The sequence below is a fragment of the Amycolatopsis sp. NPDC051045 genome (assembly GCF_040682955.1).
In the GTDB taxonomy this organism is placed as follows: Bacteria; Actinomycetota; Actinomycetes; order Mycobacteriales; family Pseudonocardiaceae; genus Amycolatopsis.
Window position 1 is genome coordinate 290,754 of the sequence record NZ_JBFBCC010000006.1, and the last position, 16,286, is coordinate 307,039.

At 72.0% G+C, this 16,286-nt stretch carries 20 protein-coding genes; 3 read left to right on the plus strand and 17 right to left on the minus strand.

Annotated features, from left to right (window positions below; genetic code table 11):
- Window positions 1-220 precede the first annotated feature (220 nt).
- Window positions 221-1,009 (plus strand): SDR family oxidoreductase, encoded by a 789-nt coding sequence (locus tag AB0M80_RS17685; protein ID WP_364565413.1) that lies wholly within the window; start codon window positions 221-223, stop codon window positions 1,007-1,009.
- A 114-nt stretch (window positions 1,010-1,123) separates the two neighbouring features.
- Here the strand turns inward: AB0M80_RS17685 and lgt are convergent, their stop codons facing one another.
- Genes lgt through AB0M80_RS17700 form a run of 3 tightly spaced genes read right to left on the minus strand, consistent with a single transcriptional unit; the run spans window position 1,124 to window position 4,557 of the window.
- Window positions 1,124-2,200, minus strand: coding sequence for a prolipoprotein diacylglyceryl transferase (lgt, locus tag AB0M80_RS17690; protein ID WP_364565416.1), 1,077 nt, complete (start codon window positions 2,198-2,200; stop codon window positions 1,124-1,126).
- 51 nt (window positions 2,201-2,251) lie between these two features.
- Window positions 2,252-3,424 (minus strand): amidohydrolase, encoded by a 1,173-nt coding sequence (locus tag AB0M80_RS17695; RefSeq protein ID WP_364565419.1) that lies wholly within the window; start codon window positions 3,422-3,424, stop codon window positions 2,252-2,254.
- Window positions 3,421-4,557, minus strand: coding sequence for an amidohydrolase family protein (locus tag AB0M80_RS17700; RefSeq protein ID WP_364565422.1), 1,137 nt, complete (start codon window positions 4,555-4,557; stop codon window positions 3,421-3,423). The genes AB0M80_RS17695 and AB0M80_RS17700 overlap by 4 nt, the downstream gene beginning before the upstream one ends.
- Window positions 4,558-4,745: 188 nt before the next feature.
- On the opposite strand from AB0M80_RS17700, the gene AB0M80_RS17705 reads away from it, so the two are divergent.
- Window positions 4,746-6,104: a glutamine synthetase family protein gene (locus AB0M80_RS17705; protein ID WP_364565425.1), complete on the plus strand. Its 1,359-nt coding sequence runs from the start codon at window positions 4,746-4,748 to the stop codon at window positions 6,102-6,104.
- Here the strand turns inward: AB0M80_RS17705 and AB0M80_RS17710 are convergent.
- From AB0M80_RS17710 to AB0M80_RS17745, 8 genes are all read right to left on the minus strand, one after another.
- The gene (locus tag AB0M80_RS17710; protein ID WP_364565428.1) at window positions 6,096-6,764 is read right to left on the minus strand and encodes a peptidoglycan recognition family protein; all 669 of its coding nucleotides are present in this window, start codon (window positions 6,762-6,764) and stop codon (window positions 6,096-6,098) included. The two genes, AB0M80_RS17705 and AB0M80_RS17710, sit on opposite strands and share 9 nt — an antisense overlap.
- Before the next feature lie 47 nt (window positions 6,765-6,811).
- Entirely contained in the window at window positions 6,812-7,075 is a 264-nt protein-coding gene (locus AB0M80_RS17715) for a Uma2 family endonuclease (RefSeq protein ID WP_364565431.1), read from the minus strand.
- 50 nt (window positions 7,076-7,125) lie between these two features.
- Window positions 7,126-7,503, minus strand: coding sequence for a MerR family transcriptional regulator (locus AB0M80_RS17720; RefSeq protein WP_364565434.1), 378 nt, complete (start codon window positions 7,501-7,503; stop codon window positions 7,126-7,128).
- 34 nt (window positions 7,504-7,537) lie between these two features.
- The gene (gene trpA / locus AB0M80_RS17725; protein WP_364565436.1) at window positions 7,538-8,329 is read right to left on the minus strand and encodes a tryptophan synthase subunit alpha; all 792 of its coding nucleotides are present in this window, start codon (window positions 8,327-8,329) and stop codon (window positions 7,538-7,540) included.
- Window positions 8,326-9,537, minus strand: coding sequence for a tryptophan synthase subunit beta (gene trpB, locus AB0M80_RS17730; RefSeq protein WP_364565439.1), 1,212 nt, complete (start codon window positions 9,535-9,537; stop codon window positions 8,326-8,328). Before trpB ends, trpA begins: the two co-directional genes overlap by 4 nt.
- Window positions 9,534-10,343: an indole-3-glycerol phosphate synthase TrpC gene (gene trpC / locus AB0M80_RS17735; protein WP_364565442.1), complete on the minus strand. Its 810-nt coding sequence runs from the start codon at window positions 10,341-10,343 to the stop codon at window positions 9,534-9,536. Before trpC ends, trpB begins: the two co-directional genes overlap by 4 nt.
- A 124-nt stretch (window positions 10,344-10,467) precedes the next feature.
- Entirely contained in the window at window positions 10,468-10,995 is a 528-nt protein-coding gene (locus AB0M80_RS17740) for a Trp biosynthesis-associated membrane protein (RefSeq protein WP_364565445.1), read from the minus strand.
- 25 nt (window positions 10,996-11,020) lie between these two features.
- Window positions 11,021-12,580 (minus strand): anthranilate synthase component I, encoded by a 1,560-nt coding sequence (locus tag AB0M80_RS17745; protein WP_364565447.1) that lies wholly within the window; start codon window positions 12,578-12,580, stop codon window positions 11,021-11,023.
- Window positions 12,581-12,674: 94 nt separating this feature from the next.
- On the opposite strand from AB0M80_RS17745, the gene AB0M80_RS17750 reads away from it, so the two are divergent.
- Window positions 12,675-13,289, plus strand: coding sequence for a TetR family transcriptional regulator (locus tag AB0M80_RS17750; protein ID WP_364565450.1), 615 nt, complete (start codon window positions 12,675-12,677; stop codon window positions 13,287-13,289).
- Here AB0M80_RS17750 and AB0M80_RS17755 read toward each other — a convergent pair.
- From AB0M80_RS17755 to hisF, 6 genes are all read right to left on the minus strand, one after another.
- Window positions 13,270-13,686: a hypothetical protein gene (locus AB0M80_RS17755; RefSeq protein ID WP_364565453.1), complete on the minus strand. Its 417-nt coding sequence runs from the start codon at window positions 13,684-13,686 to the stop codon at window positions 13,270-13,272. The two genes, AB0M80_RS17750 and AB0M80_RS17755, sit on opposite strands and share 20 nt — an antisense overlap.
- A gap of 70 nt (window positions 13,687-13,756) precedes the next feature.
- On the minus strand, window positions 13,757-14,278 hold the full coding sequence (locus AB0M80_RS17760) for a hypothetical protein (protein ID WP_364565456.1): 522 nt from the start codon (window positions 14,276-14,278) through the stop codon (window positions 13,757-13,759).
- Between the two features lie 28 nt (window positions 14,279-14,306).
- Window positions 14,307-14,669 (minus strand): DUF1304 domain-containing protein, encoded by a 363-nt coding sequence (locus AB0M80_RS17765; protein ID WP_364565459.1) that lies wholly within the window; start codon window positions 14,667-14,669, stop codon window positions 14,307-14,309.
- Entirely contained in the window at window positions 14,666-15,028 is a 363-nt protein-coding gene (hisI, locus tag AB0M80_RS17770) for a phosphoribosyl-AMP cyclohydrolase (RefSeq protein ID WP_086841627.1), read from the minus strand. The genes AB0M80_RS17765 and hisI overlap by 4 nt, the downstream gene beginning before the upstream one ends.
- On the minus strand, window positions 15,025-15,402 hold the full coding sequence (locus AB0M80_RS17775; RefSeq protein WP_364565462.1) for a hypothetical protein: 378 nt from the start codon (window positions 15,400-15,402) through the stop codon (window positions 15,025-15,027). The genes hisI and AB0M80_RS17775 overlap by 4 nt, the downstream gene beginning before the upstream one ends.
- Window positions 15,399-16,172, minus strand: coding sequence for an imidazole glycerol phosphate synthase subunit HisF (gene hisF / locus AB0M80_RS17780; protein ID WP_364565464.1), 774 nt, complete (start codon window positions 16,170-16,172; stop codon window positions 15,399-15,401). The genes AB0M80_RS17775 and hisF overlap by 4 nt, the downstream gene beginning before the upstream one ends.
- Window positions 16,173-16,286 lie beyond the last annotated feature (114 nt).

A 16,286-nucleotide genomic window follows, 5' to 3' on the forward strand; every position in this document is an offset into this window, starting at 1 on the left:
TTAGCGCGACTTTAACACCTGGGAAACACGCCAGCAGCACTTCAGAGCGCCCCGGACGGCGGCGGACGGTAACGATCTGGCTGCGCGGAACGACGTAGTTCCTGATGGGTTCCCGGTAGTTCGTTCCGCTAAGTATACGGCCCGGAAACGCCGGTCAGGCCAACGTGACGGGGTTGACGCCCTGTGTCCCCGGTCACTAGAACGTGTTACATTTCGCCGCATGATCCTCGACCGGTTCAAGCTCACCGACCAGGTCGCGGTGGTCACCGGCGCCGGACGCGGGATCGGCGCGGCCACCGCCGTGGCCCTCGCCGAAGCGGGCGCCGACGTGGTCATCGCCTCCCGCACCGAAGCCCAGCTCTCGGAGATCGCCGCGCGCGTGTCCGAGGCCGGCCGCCGCGCCCACGTCGTCGCGGTGGACCTCTCTTCGCCCGAGGCCGCGGCGGCACTGGCCGCGACGGCGGTGTCGGAGTTCGGGCGCCTCGACCTGGTGGTCAACAACGTCGGCGGCACGTACCCGCGGCCCCTGCTGGAGAGCTCCGTGGAGTTCATGGAGGAGGCGTTCCGCTTCAACGTCGCGACGGCCCACGCGCTGACGACGGCGGCGGCGCCGGCCCTGCTGGAAACGGGCGGCTCGGTGGTCAACATCTCGTCGGTGCTGGGCCGGGTCAGCGGCCGCGGCTTCGCGGCGTACGGAACGGCGAAGGCGGCCCTGGCCCACTACACCCGCCTGGCGGCGGCCGATCTGGCGCCGAAGGTCCGGGTGAACGCGATCTCGGTGGGTTCGGTGGCGACCTCGGCCCTGGAGATCGTGGTCGGCAACCCGGAGCTCCGCTCGAAGATGGAGGCGGCGACGCCGCTGAAGCGGATCGGCGACGCGGAGGACATCGCGGCGACGGTGATCTTCCTGGCCTCGCGCGCCGGCGGCTACCTCACGGGCAAGATCCTCGAGGTCGACGGCGGCCTGCAGACGCCCAACCTCGAACTGGGCCTGCCCGACCTCGGCTGAGCCCCTCCGGCCGCCCGAAACTGTCGGCCCTCCCCCGTAGCGCGGAAAACGGGGGCTGCTCAGCACGGTCCCGCTGCTGTCGACCGGCGGCCAGCGCCCCGAGGCGGCCGGGGCTCAGCTCTCTTCGGGCTTCTTCGGCTCGTCGGCCGGGGCTTCCGCAGCGGGCTTCTCCACGGCAGCCGGGGCATCGGCCGTCACCTTGGCGTGCTCGGGCTCGTCGGCGACCACCGGCTCAGCCGGCTCAGCCTCCGAAGCCGACTCTGAAGCCGAAGCCGAGTCCGAAGCCGAAGTCTCCGGAACTTCGTCCGGACCAGGCGCGTCCTTGCTCCGCAGGGACTCCGGCGCCTCCCGCGGCCCTCGCTTCCCGGCGGCCACGAAGTACACCACCGCACCCAGGAACAGCAGGATCGACGTCCACACGTTCACGCGCAGCCCGAGGATGTGGTTCGCGGTGTCGGTCCGCATCATCTCGATCCACCCGCGGCCCACGGTGTAGCCGGCGACGTACAGCGCGAACGCCCGCCCGTGGCCGAGCTTGAACTTGCGGTCCGCCCACACCACCAGCAGCGCGACCAGCAGGTTCCAGAGCAGCTCGTACAGGAACGTCGGGTGGACCGGGCTCTCCGGCAGCGGGATGTGCCCCGTCGCGACGCCGTTCAGCAGGTTGTTCGGGTCCTCCGGGTTGAACCGCTGGAAGACCTCGAGGCCCCACGGCAGGTCGGTGTGCGCGCCGTAGAGCTCCTGGTTGAAGTAGTTGCCGATGCGCCCGATGGCCTGCGCGACGACGATGCCGGGGGCGACCGCGTCCGCCATCGCCGGCAGGGGCACCCCCTTGCGGCGGCAGGCGATGAGCGCTCCCACCGCGCCGAGGGCGATGGCGCCCCAGATGCCGAGGCCGCCGTCCCAGATCGCGAACGCGTTCCAGGGGTTGCGGCCCTCGGTGAAGTACAGCTCGGGGTCGGTCAGCACGTGGTACAACCGGCCGCCGACCAGGCCGAACGGCACCGCGAACACCGCGACGTCGATCACCGTGCCCTGGGTGCCGCCGCGGGCGGCCCAGCGCCGTTCGCCCCACCAGATCGCCACGATGATGCCGGCGATGATGCACAGGGCGTACGCACGGAGCGGGATCGGTCCCAGGTGCCAGACCCCCTGGTCGGGGCTGGGGATCGTCGCGAGGTAGGCGCTCATCACGCGGCCACCGTAGCGCTACTGTGCCGTGCGTTACCAACCCGGCCGCAGTTAACGCACCGGAGCGTCCAAGGCGGCCAGGTAGCCCGCCACCAGCGCGTGCGCGACCTGGGTGACGGCTTCGTCACGTGGGAGGAACCGTTCGTCGTGCAGACTCGGCACGCCCGCCGTGTCGCCGAGACCGACGAACAGCATCAGGCCGCGGGTTCCGCCGCCGCAGTAGTGGGCGAAGTCGTCGGCGCCGAACGACCGGAACTTGCCGTCGACGGCAAAACCGGCGTGCCGCAGCCAGCGCTGCGCACCCACCGCCAGCTCGGGATCGTTGTTCAGCACCGGCTCGCACGGGTTGATCTTCAGCTCGGCGTCGCAGCCGTGCGCCCGCGCCGTGCCGTGCACGATCTCCCGGAGGGTCTCGAGCGCGCTTTCGCGGTCCTTCTCGCGCATCACGCGCAGCGAGCCGAACGCGGTCGCGCTGTTCGGGACGACGTTGGCCGCGGCGCCGGCCTGGATCCGGCCGATCGAGCAGACCGCGCCGAACACCGGGTCGATCCGGCGCGACGCGATCTGCTGCAGGCTCACGACCACCTGGGACAGCGCGAGGATGGGGTCGCGCAGCAGGTGCGGGTAGCCGGCGTGGCCGCCCTGGCCGTGCAGCGTCACCTCGAACTCGTCGGTCGAGGCGTTCACCGGGCCGGGCGCCGCCGACACCACGCCGTGGGCGATCCGCGGCTGGACGTGCGCGCCGATCACGGTGTCCACCCCGTGTTCGGCCAGCACCCCGGACTCGACGACGTCGAGCGCGCCGGGCGGGGACGTCTCCTCCCGTGGCTGCAGGAGCGCCAGGATCGGCCGCGGCACGCCGACGCGGATCGCCGCGCGGCCGGCCGCGACCAGCGCGGCGAGGTGGACGTCGTGGCCGCACGCGTGCATCAGGTCGGTCTCCGACGCCCACGGGACGCCGGTGCCTTCCAGCACCGGGAGGGCGTCGAGCTCGGCCCGCAGCGCCACGGCCGGGCCGTCCGAGGTGCCGGCCAGCCGGATCGCGCGGCCGGTCTTGGCGACGCGGGTCCCCTCGCCCGCGCCGAGCGCGGCGGTCACCAGGCGGGCGGTGTCCTCCTCGTCGCCGGAACCGCGGGGGTCGGCGTGCACCGCGTGCCGGAGCTCGACGGCGGCGGGCAGTTCCTCGGCGATCGCCTGCGTCCACCGGGTCCACAGATCACTCACACGTGCTCCAAGCGGTAGATCCTCTTCGCGTTCTCGTGTCCCACCAAAGCACACAGCCGGACGGCGTCCTTTTCGGACATCGCATCGGCCGCCAGCGCGGCGCGCACGAAGTCCGACAGACCCTGCCGGAACAGGGCCGTACCCAGGTGGTACAGCTCGGCCGGCCCGAACGCGTCGGTGGAGAAGAGCACCTTCCCGAACGGCGCGAGCTCCAGGAGCTCGGCCAGCACGGCCGGCGCCCGGAACCCCGCGTTGTGCGTGATGAGCCCGGCGTCGACGAACACGTGCGCGAAGACCTGCGCCAGATACGCGGCGTGGCGGTGGAACGGGTAGTTGTGCAGCAGGAGGATCGGCACGCCGCGGTCGCGGGTGGCCCGCAGCAGGCCGGTGAGCAGCAGCGGGTCGCAGCGGTGCAGGTCGACGTCGGAATCGCCGTAGCCGACGTGGAACTGCACCGGCAGGCCCAGGTCGAGGCCGGTGAACACGAGGTGCCGGTGCAGCACCTCGTCGGCCAGGCGGACGGCTTCCCCGGCCTCGATCCGCGCCAGCCAGCGGCCCGCCGCGGCTTCGACCTCGGACGGCGACGGCTGCTCCCCCGCCAGTTCGAGGCCGACGCGGTAGGCGGCGATCGACTTGAGCCCGACGGCGGCCGCGGCGCGTTTCCCCAGCTCGTCGGCGAAAGCGGCGGCGAACCCGTGGGCCGTCGTCCGCTGGATCACCGCTTCGGCGACCTGTTCCAGCCGGACGACGTCGTGCGCACGGGTGCCCGCCAGCTCGGCGAACTCCCGGGTGGTGGTCAGCGAGTCCGGGAGGAAACCGCCGTCCAGGAGGAAGTCGGTCGTGCCGGTGGCGCGGAGAAAGCGCCGGGCCACCTCGGCCGCACCCAGTGCGGCGCGGCGCTCGAGGTAGACGTCGGGCGGTGCGTGCTTCGGCAGGTCGAGGACGGGAGCGCAGCGTTCGCGCACGGCCAGCCCGATGAGCGAGTCGAACAGGCTCGTGCCGAGCGGCGAAGGCGCGTCGGCCTCGGTGAGCATCGCCTCGAAGTCCGCGCGGGTGAGGTCCCGGGTGACGACGCCGTGGCAGTGGTGGTCCACCAGCGGCAGGTCCGCGACGAAGGGGAGCAGGTCGGTCATGCGCCTCCGTCCACCTCGGTCAGCCTTTCCCCCACCCTACGAGCGATGCCGGGCGCGGACAGCACGACGGTCAGCCGGGGCAGGACGAAACGAGGTGGTGGCCCTGGACGGGTTCCGGCGGCGTCTGCCAAGATCTTCACCTCTTTCCCGGGGTGAGCAGACCCGGGTGACCAGCGACGGGGGGCAGGATGAGTGGGCTCGATCGGGCGGAACTCGCGCAGCAAGGGGCCATCCGGGCCGACGGCCTGCGGGCCGCCGGCGTGGAGCTCGTCGCGCTGACCTTCGTGGACAACAGCGGGATCACGCGGGTGAAAGCCGTGCCGGTGGACCGGTTGTGGTCGGCGGCGGCGTGGGGGGTCGGCGCGTCGACCTCGTTCGACTTCTTCCTGGCCACCGACGACATCGTGGACGGCACCCATTCCCGCGGCCCGGTCGGTGACCTGCGGCTGCACCCGGACCTCGACGCGCTCGTGCCGCTGGCCGCGCAGCCCGGCTGGGCGTGGGCGCCGGTGTGGAGGTACGACCAGGAGGGTGCGCGGCACCCGCAGGACGCGCGGGCGCTGGCCGCGGCCGCGACGGCCCGGCTCGCGACGCTGGGTTACAACGCGCGGACGGCGTTCGAGATCGAGTGGGTGATCACGGCGGCCGACGCGCCGGACGACCCCCGCTCCGCCACCGCCGGCCCGGCCTACGGCTACGCGCGGCTCTCCTCGCAGGCGCGCTACCTGCGCACGCTGGTGTCCACGTTGACCGCCCAGGGTGTCGCGGTGGAACAGATCCACCCGGAGTACGCGGCCGGGCAGTTCGAAGTGTCGGTGGCGGCCGGCGACCCGGTGCGCGCGGCGGACGTCGCGGTGCTGACGCGCGAGACGATCCGGACGGTCAGCGAGCAGCACGGGCTGCGTGCGTCCTTCACGCCGAAGTTCGCCCCGGACGGCGTCGGCAACGGCGGCCACGTCCACCTGAGCCTCTGGGACGGCGACCGCAACCTGTGCGCGGGCGGCGACCGGCGATTCGGGCTCACCGAGACGGCGGAGGCGTTCGGCGCCGGCATCCTCTCGCGGCTGCCGGCGCTGCTGGCGATCGGCGCGCCCTCGGTGGTCAGCTACCTGCGGCTCGAACCGCACCACTGGGCCGGGGTGTACCGCGTGTGGGGCCTGGAGAACCGCGAGGCGCCGTTGCGGCTGGTCCAGGGGCCGGCCGGGCAGCGCGAACGGGCGGCGAACTTCGAGGTCAAGTGCTTCGACCTGACCGCCAACCCGTACCTGGTGGTGGCCGCGCTGATCTTCGCGGGCCTGGCCGGCGTGGAGTCCCGGGCGAGCTTGCCGGAGCCGGCCGACGTCGACCCGGGAACGCTCCCCTCGGCCGAGCGGCTGCCCACCGGCCTGGCCGAGGCGGTGGCCGCGTTCGAAGCCGACGCCGCGCTGACGTCGGCGTTCGGCCCGGAACTGGCGACGACGTTGATGGACATCCGCCGCGGCGAGCTCGACCGGCTCGGCGCCCTGCCGCCGGACGAGCTGTGCGCCGTGATGCGGTACCTACATTGACTTGAGCGCCTTGGCCACCTCGCTGCGCAGTTGCGGCAGTTTGGCGTAGAGGCGGTCGCCCGGGCATTCGGTGTTGTAGAAGTCGCGGTGGCCCTTGATCTCCTCGACCGGGATGCCGTACTGGCGGCAGATGTAGGCGCAGAAGACGACGAGCGAAGCGAACTGCGTCTCGGGCGGTTCGACGCTGGTGTAGAGGCCTTCGTTCTCGATGCCGATGGCGTTGGTGTTCTGGCCGGGGCAGTGCGCGCCCTGGACCATGGTGGTGCGGCCGCGCAGCGCGTCGAGGCTGCCGTGCCGGCCTTCCAGCCGGTAGCCGCCGCGGCTGACGGTGAAGTGCTGGCCGGTGTCGGACCAGCCGTTGTTGTCGATGTGGTCGTGCTGGTCGTCGCGCGCGACCTGGAAGGCGTGCGCGAGGGAGTAGTCGGTGCTGTTGGCGCTGGCGATGTGGTGGATCAGGATCCGGTTGGCGGGGTGGTCCAGCGTGGTGAGCGCATCGGCGGCCGGCCGGGCACCCCACTCGGCACAGCTGTAGATCCGCGGCTCGGTGGCGGCCAAGGCGGCTTGGGCGGCTCTCGGGAGTACGAGCCCGGCCGCCCCGGCGACGGCGAGCCCGGCGGCACCGCGGAGGAAGGTGCGCCGCGGAAGAGGTGCGATGTCCATGGGCCGGACTTTTCCGCGGCGATGTACAGCTTTCGTACAAAAGGCGGTCAGGCGAGGCGGATTGTGGCGTTGAACGGCCGGATGAGCTCGATATCCGCTTCATCGCTCTGGGCGATGGCTGCGTACTCGTCGCCTTGGAGTTCGAACAGGGTCGCCGCGATCGGTTCGCCGGGTTCGACCAGCAGGTAGTACGGGATCAGGGCTTCGGCGTAGAGGGCCCGTTTGAGGATCCGGTCCTGGATCTTGGTCGACGGAGAAACGATCTCCGCGGCCAGCAATGGATCACACACGGGGAGTACGCGGACCGCCACCGACAGTTCTGAATCGGGCGATGGGTGTCACACGGGTGTGACAGCGCACCTCAGCCCGCCGGCACCATCTCCGGCGCGCCGCTGTACAGCCGGATCTTGAACCGGATGTGTTCCTGGTGCTCCTTCAGCCGCTCGATCTGGGCCTCGACGCGCTGCTCGTGCTCGCGCAGCACCTCGACCCGTTCCTCGCGCGTCGCCTCGCCGGAGCGCAGCAGTTCCACGAACCGGAGCATCTCCGCCACCGGCAGACCCGTGTACCGCAGGCAGCGCAGCAACTGGAGGAACTCCACGTCCTGCTCGGTGAACACGCGGCGGCCGCCGGCCGTGCGGCCCACCTCGTGCAACAGGCCGATGCGCTCGTAATACCGCAGCGTGTCGATCGTGAAGCCGGTCTTTTCGGTCACCTGGGCCGGGGTGTAGGAGGTCACGGAACCCAGACTGGCACCTGGAGCCCGCTCCGGGTCAAGCGGTCGCGACCGCCCGGCGGACGCCCTCGGCCAGCTCGGCAGACAGCGCACGCACCCCCGAAGGACCCTCGGCCGCCGCCGTGACCAGGGCCGATCCCACGATCACCGCGTCCGCGAAAGACGCCACCTGGGCCGCCTGCTCACCGGACCGGACGCCCAAGCCGACGCCGATCGGCAGGGCCGTGTGCGCCCGCGTGCGGCGGACCAGCTCCTCGGCCCCCGCGCCGACCTGGTCGCGCGCGCCCGTCACGCCCATCACCGCGGTCGCGTAGATGAAGCCCGACGACGCCGAGGCCGTGAGAGCGAGCCGCTCCTCCGACGACGAAGGCGCCACCAGGAAGGTCCGGTCCAGGCCGTGGGCCTCGGAAGCTTCCATCCACAGCCCGGCTTCGTCCGGGATCAGGTCCGGCGTGATCATGCCGAGCCCGCCCGCCGAAGCGAGATCACGCGCGAAGCGGTCCACTCCGTAGCGGTTCACCGGGTTCCAGTACGTCATCACCACCGCGCGGCCGCCGCGCGCCGACACCGACTCGACCACCTCGAACAGGTGCTTGATGCGGAAGCCGTTGTCCAGCGCGGTCACCGACGCGGCCTGGATGGTCGGGCCGTCCATCACCGGGTCCGAATACGGGACGCCGACCTCGATGAGGTCCGCGCCGCCGTCCACGCACGCCGCAATCAGGTCCTGGGACCCGGAAACCGTCGGGAAGCCCGCCGGGAGGTAGCCGATCAGGGCGGCGCGGCCCTCGGCGCGCGTCGCGGCGAAGAGGTCGTCCAGCCCGCTCATTCGTTCACCAGTCCGAACCACTTGGCCGCCGTGTCCATGTCCTTGTCACCGCGGCCCGACAGGTTGACCACGATCAAGCCGGCAGGGCCCAGTTCGCGGCCCAGGTCCAGCGCGCCGGCCAGTGCGTGCGCCGACTCGATCGCCGGGATGATGCCTTCGGTGCGCGAGAGCAGCTTGAACGCGTCCATCGCCTGGGCGTCGGTGATCGGGCGGTACTCGGCGCGGCCGGTGTCCTTGAGCCAGGCGTGCTCCGGGCCGACGCCCGGGTAGTCCAGCCCGGCCGAGATCGAGTGCGACTCGACCGTCTGGCCGTCCTCGTCCTGCAGCAGGTACGTCATCGCGCCGTGCAGGCTGCCCGGGGTGCCCTTGGTCAGGGTCGCGCCGTGGCGGGTGCCCTCGATGCCCTCGCCGCCCGGCTCCAGCCCGACCAGCCGCACGGACGGGTCGTCGTAGAAGCCCGAGAAGATGCCGATCGCGTTGGACCCGCCGCCGACGCACGCCGCGACGACGTCGGGCAGGCGCCCGGCCTGCTCCAGGATCTGCTCCCGGGCTTCGGTGCCGATGACGTGGTGGAAGTTGCGCACCATCGCCGGGAACGGGGCCGGCCCGGCCGCCGTGCCGAACAGGTAGTGCGTGGTGTCGGAGTTGGTGACCCAGTCGCGCAGCGCCTCGTTGATCGCGTCCTTCAGCGTCCGCGAACCGGTCTTGACCGGGATCACCTCGGCGCCGAGCAGCCGCATCCGGGCCACGTTCAGCGCCTGGCGCTCGGTGTCGACCTCGCCCATGTAGACGACGCAGTCGAGGTCGAGCAGCGCGCACGCGGTGGCCGTCGCGACGCCGTGCTGGCCCGCGCCGGTTTCGGCGATGACGCGCTTCTTGCCCATCCGCTTGGTGAGCAGCGCCTGGCCCAGCACGTTGTTGATCTTGTGGGACCCGGTGTGGTTCAGGTCTTCCCGCTTGAGGAACACCCGTGCGCCGCCGGCGTGCTCGCCGAAGCGCTTGGCCTCGGTGAGCAGCGACGGGCGGCCCGCGTAGTCCTTCAGCAGCCGGTTGAACTCGTTCAGGAACTCCGGGTCGTGGCGGGCCTTGTCGTACTCGGTGGCGACCTCGTCGATGACGCCGATCAGCGCCTCCGGCATGAACCGGCCGCCGTACGGGCCGTAGTAGCCGCGCTCGTCCGGGTCGTGCTTGCCGTGCTCCTCCGTCACCGCGACGGCCTCGGGCAGGCGGGGTGCGAGCCGGCGGTGACCAGCTTGACCAGGGCGCCCTTCGGGTCACCGGAGGCGACGAGCCCCTCGCCGACCAGCACCGCGTCGGCGCCGTGGCCGGCGTAGGACATCAGGTCGCCCGGCCCGCGGACCCCGGATTCGGCGACCTTGTAGACATCCATCGGCAGGCCGGGGGCCAGCCGCGAGAAGACGTCGCGATCCACCTCGAGGGTGTGCAGGTTGCGCGCGTTGACGCCGATGACCTTGGCGCCCGCCTCGAGGGCCCGGTCGGCCTCCTCGGCGTTGTGGATCTCCACCAGCGCGGTCATCCCGAGGGACTCGACGCGGTCGAGCAGCGAGACGAGCGCGTTCTGCTCCAGCGCGGCGACGATCAGCAGCACCATGTCGGCGCCGTGCAGGCGGGCCTCGTGCACTTGGTAGGGGCTGACGACGAAGTCCTTGCGGAGGATGGGGATGTCCACCGCGGCGCGGACCGCGTCCAGGTCGGCCAGCGAACCGCCGAAGCGGCGCTGCTCGGTGAGCACGCTGATCACGCGCGCACCGCCGGCTTCGTAGTCCTTCGCCAGCGCGGCCGGGTCGGGGATGTCGGCCAGGTCGCCCTTCGAGGGGCTGCGTCGCTTCACTTCGGCGATCACGCCGATGCCGGACTCACGCAGGGCGGCCATCACGTCGCGGGGCGCCGGGGCGGCGGCCGCGCGGATCTTCAGCTCGTCGAACGGCAGCGCGGATTCCCGCACGGCGAGGTCTTCCCGCACGCCGGCGACGATGTCTTCGAGCACGGTCACCGGACGCCCCCGCCTGGGTACGTGCTCACGGATTCACTCGCAAGGTCGCTCACAAAAACCTTCCCCTTCCCGCCGAAACGATGCTAACCCCCGCATCCGAACCGCCCGGTTCCGGGTGTGCGCGTTACTCCGAATGCCTGCCCCGGACGTCCGTGGGGTCTTCCCCCTCGGACAGCGCCTCCCACAGCTCGGCGTCCGGGTCACGCACCTTCTTCCGCGTCGCCGGAGCCGCGTACTTCGCGCCGAGCCGCGCGGCCCGGCCCGCGCCCTTGAGGGCTGCCAACCCGCCGGCGGCGACGAGAATTCCCCCGAGCACGGCGAGGCCGCGGCCCAGCAGCATTTCGGTCACCGGCAGCCCGTCGGCGTAGCCGCCGAACCGGACCCCGGCGACGCCGGTCCAGACCGCCGCGGCCCCCGCCAGCGCGAGCACGACGCCGAGCACGCGCCGCGCCCAGCCGCCCGTGGCCACCAGCCCGGCCACGCCGGCCAGGGCCAGCAGCGCCAGCGGCACGAGCGCGGTGGCGCGCTGCTCGCCGGTCTCGCGGTAGAGGACCGTCCCCCGCACGCCGCCGTCGCGGAACTCGGCGAACCACGTCAGCCGTGACGCACCCCACAGGGCCAGCGCCCCGAGCAGCAGTGCGGCCACGATCATCCACAGTGGACGGCGAGACGGCGGCTCAGACACGGGCGGCGTCCGCGGCCGGGTCGAGCGCGCCGGCCGCCGCCATCGTCTGCGCGGCGGCCACCGCGGAGAGCACGGTCCTGGCCTTGTTCAGCGATTCGGTGTCCTCGTAGTCCGGGACCGAATCGGCGACCACCCCGCCCCCGGCCTGGACGTGCGCGATGCCGTCCTTCACCAGCGCCGTGCGGATCGCGATCGCCGTGTCGGCGTCGCCGGCGAAGTCGAGGTAGCCGACGACGCCGCCGTACAGCGCGCGGCGGACCGGCTCCAATTCTTCGATCAGTTCCATCGCGCGGACCTTCGGCGCGCCGGACAGCGTCCCGGCCGGGAAGCACGCGGTGACCGCGTCGAACGCCGTCTTGCCCTCGGCCAGCTCGCCGGTGACGGTGGACACGATGTGCATGACGTGGCTGTAGCGCTCGATCTGGAAGAAGTCGACGACGCGCACGGTGCCCGGCTTGCAGACCTTGCCGAGGTCGTTGCGGCCGAGGTCGACCAGCATCAGGTGCTCGGCGCGCTCCTTCTCGTCGGCGAGCAGGTCCTTGGCCAGCTGCGCGTCCTCCTCCGGGTCGGCGCCGCGCCAGCGGGTGCCCGCGATCGGGTGCGTGGTCGCGCGGCCGTCCCGCACGGTGACCAGCGATTCGGGGCTGGAGCCGACGATGTCGAAGCCCTCGAGCCGCAGCAGGTACATGTACGGGCTCGGGTTCGACGTCCGCAGCACGCGGTAGATGTCGAGCGCGTCGGCGGCGGTGGGAATCTCGAACCGTTGCGACGGCACGATCTGGAACGCTTCACCGGCCTTGATCGCCTCGACGGCCTTCTCGACCGCGGCGTGGAAGTCCGCCTTCGAGCGCTTCCGGGTGAATTCCGGTGCGGGGCGGTCGAACGCGGCGATCGTGGCGGGCGCGGCCACCTGCAGCTGCTCGGTCATGGCGCTCAGCCGGGCGACGGCGTCGTCGTAGGCCGCGTCCACGCGCTCGGGCGAGTCGTCCCAGTTGACGGCGTTCGCGATGAGCGTGACCGTGCCCTCGTGGTGGTCGAACGCCGCCAGGTCGGTGGCCAGGAGCATGGTCAGCTCGGGGATGTCGAGGTCGCGCTCGGCCAGCTCCGGCAGCTTTTCCAGCCAGCGCACGGCGTCGTAGCCGATGTAGCCGACCATGCCGCCGGTCAGTGGCGGCATGCCGGGCAGCGGTTCGGTGTGCAGGGCTTCGATGGTCTCGCGCAGCACTTCCAGGGGGTTGCCTTCGCTCGGCAGGCCCACCGGCGGGGTGCCGGTCCAGACCGCTTCGCCGTCGCGGACGGTGAGGGCGGCCGGGCTGCGGACGCCGATGAACGACCAGCGGGTCCAGGACGCGCCGTTCTCGGCGGACTCGAACAGGAAGGTGCCGGGCCGGTCGGCGGCGAGCTTGCGGTACACCCCGATCGGCGTCTCGCCGTCGGCGAGGACCCGGCGCACGACCGGGATCACGCGGCGGCTCTCGGCGAGGACGCGGAAGTCCTCGCGGGACGGGCTGACCGTGCCGGGACCGGTCGAACCGGCGGATGCGCTGACCATGGACCTCATTGTGCCGCCCCGGCGGAGCGCGGCCTCGGCGGGCCGTAATTCAATGGGTGTTGAATTCGGTGGGGGCTTGGGTCATGATGAGGCCGTGAGCACCACGGACAACACCGAGACTACCGCCCGCCGCCGCGGGCGCCGGCCCGCCGGCCAGGACACCCGCACCGCACTGGTCGAAGCCGCGCGGGCCGTGTTCGCCGAAAACGGCTACGACGGTGCGACCGTGCGCGCGATCGCCACCCGCGCCGGCGTCGACGCGGCGATGGTCAACCACTGGTTCGGCAGCAAGGAGGGCCTGTTCGCCCAGGCGGTCCTCGAGCTGCCGTTCGACCCCATGGAACTGCAGAAGATCCTGCGCCACGGCCCCGACGACGAGCTGGGCGAGCGGATCGTCCGCACCTTCATCACCCGCTGGGACAGCGCGGGCGGCGGCGTGTTCGTGGCCCTCATCCGCAGCATCACCGGCCACGAACAGGCCGGGCACGTGCTGCGCGACTTCTTCCAGCGGTTCTTCAGCTCGCTGATCTCCTCGATCGGCTCGGACCGCATCACGCTGCGCATGAACCTCTGCGCGAGCCAGATGGTCGGCCTGGGCATGGTCCGGTACGTGGCGAAGTTCGAGCCGCTCGCCACCGAGGACGTCGAGGTCCTGGTCCGGGCGATCGCGCCGAACCTGCAGCGCTACCTCACCGGCGAGATCGGCTGAACCCGCGGCCCGGCGGCCCGCACCGGACGACGTGCGGGCCGGGCTCGTCCGGGAACACGACCGCCGGCTGCCGTCCCCGGCCGCCGATCCCCGCCCGGCGGCGGCACGCCACTCGGTCTCGGCCACCGCGGTCACCGGCGGCCCCGCCCTCGGTGCGCAGCATCATCGCGGTCGCCGGAACCGCGTACGGCCCCGGGCGGCGCGGGCCGTTCGGGAAGAGGACGACCACGTCCCGCCCCCAGCCGCCCACCCACGCGAGCCGGTCGGTGAAGTCCGCGAGCGCGTTGGCCCCGTGCGTCGAAGACACGGCGCGCAGCACGATCCCGGTTCCCTCGCGGTAGCGGACGTGGATCTCCGGCGGGGGCCGCCTCAGGACCGTGCCGGAAAAGACGCGCATCGACGGAATTCGCATTCCGACTCGTGAAGCGAACGTCTTCGGAGGCGCTGCTCTCGACCGGTGCGCCGATCTACCGCTTGGGCAGCCACCGGTAGGTCTTGGTGCGTGCCCCGAACAGCACCGGCTTCTCGCGCCAGGGCAGTTCGGGCAGGACGAGCACGGTCATCGCGGCGGGCCCGGACCCGGCGACGACGGCCGGCAGCCCGGGCAGGTCGCCCAGCGCCAGCACCGTTCTGCCGCCCTCCCACGGCCGGAGATCGATGCGGCTGCCGTCGGAGAACCGCACGACGACGGTGCTCGGCAGCCGTGTCCCGGTCCCCCCGGTGAGCGTCACCGTCGCGGTGCGCCACCCCGTCCGGCGGGCGGCGTCCGCTTGCCTCGCACGGGCGAAACTCCAGTAACCGGGAACACCGGCGACGGCCAGGATCGCGACCGCGGGCACCACGAGACCGGAGAACAGGAAGACCGCGGCGAACAGCACCCCGAGGACGGTGGCGATCACGGGCCACCGCAAACGCGTCTCCAGCATCACCGTGCCCCGCGCCGCCCACGCCGGCTCGCCCGGCTCCCTCGGCGGCAGCCAATCCCCCATGGGATGAAGATTAGCCGCTCCGGAACCCCTACCGCGCCAGCAGCAGCGCGATGAGCGCCAGCGCGCCGGGGAGCACCTGCACGAAGAGGATCCGCTTGCTGGCCGTCGCGGCGCCGTAGAGACCCGCGACGATCACGCAGACGAGGCCGTAGAGCTTCAGCTGGAACCCCGTCGGGTCGCTCGCGATGAGGCCCCACACGAGCGCGAGCGCCAGGAAGCCGTTGTACAGCCCCTGGTTCGCGGCGAGGGTCTTGCTCTCCTCCGCGAACTCCTCGGTCGTGCCGAAGGCGGCGCGGGCGCGGGGCGTCGTCCAGAGGAACATCTCCAGGACGACGATGTAGACGTGGATCAGGGCGACGAGCCCGACCAGGATGTCGGCGACGATGGTCACGCGTGCTCTTTCTCATCGGCCAGGAGCAGGCGCTCCTCGGTGTCGAAACAGGTGTGCGTGCCGGTGTGGCAGGCCGGGCCGGTCTGGTCGACGCGCAGCAGGACCGTATCCCCGTCGCAGTCGATCCGCACTTCACGGACGTGCTGGTAGTGCCCGGACGTCTCGCCCTTGACCCACAGCTTCTGCCGGCTGCGGGACCAGTACGTGCCGCGGCGGGTGGCCAGGGTGGCGGCGAGGGCGTCGTCGTTCATCCAGGCCATCATCAGCACGTCCGAAGTGGCGTGCTCGACGACGACCGCGGCGATCAGGCCGTCGGCGTTGCGCTTGAGGCGCGCCGAGACGGCCGCGTCGAGGGTCATGCTCGCACTCCCAGGATGTGCCGCTTGAGCGGCATCGAGTTCAACAGGACGAACGCGTAGCCGTAGCCGGCGAAGGACAGGCCGGAGAACAGCTTGTTCCACCACAGCTCGGCGCCGATCAGCAGGAACGCGTGCAGCAGCGCGAACACCACCACGACGACCAGCCCGCCGATCCGCGCACTGCCGTGCTTGAGGACCAGCCCGGCGGTCACGACGGCGCCGAGGATCAGCGCGAGCGCCGGCATCCGGTAGATGGCCGGGCCCGCCCCGGCGCCGAGCACGGGGATCAGGTCGAGCAGCGCCCACGCGATCGGCAGCCCGACCAGCAGGACGGCGGTGACTTTCACCTCGACGGGTGCCCGCCAGGACTTCACCGGACCTCGACCCCGCCTTCGCGCAGCGCGCTCTTGACGTCGCCGATCTTCAGCTGTCCGAAGTGGAACACGCTGGCGGCGAGCACGGCGTCGGCGCCGGTCCGGATGGCGGGCAGGAAGTGCTCGACGGCGCCCGCTCCCCCGCTGGCGATCACCGGGACGCGCACGGCCTTGCGCACCAGCTCGATGAGTTCGAGGTCGAAGCCGTTCTTCGTGCCGTCGGCGTCCATGGAGTTCAGCAGGATCTCCCCGACGCCCAGCTCCTCGCCCCGCGCGGCCCACTCGACGGCGTCGATCCCGGTCCCGCGGCGGCCGCCGTGGGTGGTGACCTCGAAGCCGGAGGGGGTCGGCTCACCGCCCTCGGGCACGCGCCGCGCATCGACGGACAGCACGATGCACTGGGCCCCGAACCGCCGGGAGGCCTCGCTGAGGAACTCCGGCCGGGCGATGGCGGCGGTGTTGATGCTGACCTTGTCGGCCCCGGTCCGCAGCAGCCGGTTGACGTCGTCGTTGCTGCGGACGCCGCCGCCGACGGTGAGCGGGATGAAGACCTGCTCGGCGGTGCGGCGGACGACGTCGTAGGTGGTCTCGCGGTCGCCGGAGGACGCCGTGACGTCGAGGAAGGTGAGCTCGTCGGCGCCTTCGGCGTCATAGCGCCGGGCCAGCTCGACGGGGTCGCCGGCGTCGCGGAGGCCGGCGAAGTTGACGCCCTTCACCACCCGGCCCGCGTCGACGTCGAGACAGGGGATCACCCGCACCGCGACAGACATGCCACCAGCGTAGTCAAGAGGGTCCGGACCTCAGGCAATGGCACGGCCGGGAGCGTGCCGCGGCATCCGCCGTTCACGTCCCGGCCACCCGGTCCGGCTAGGTTCCACGCGTGC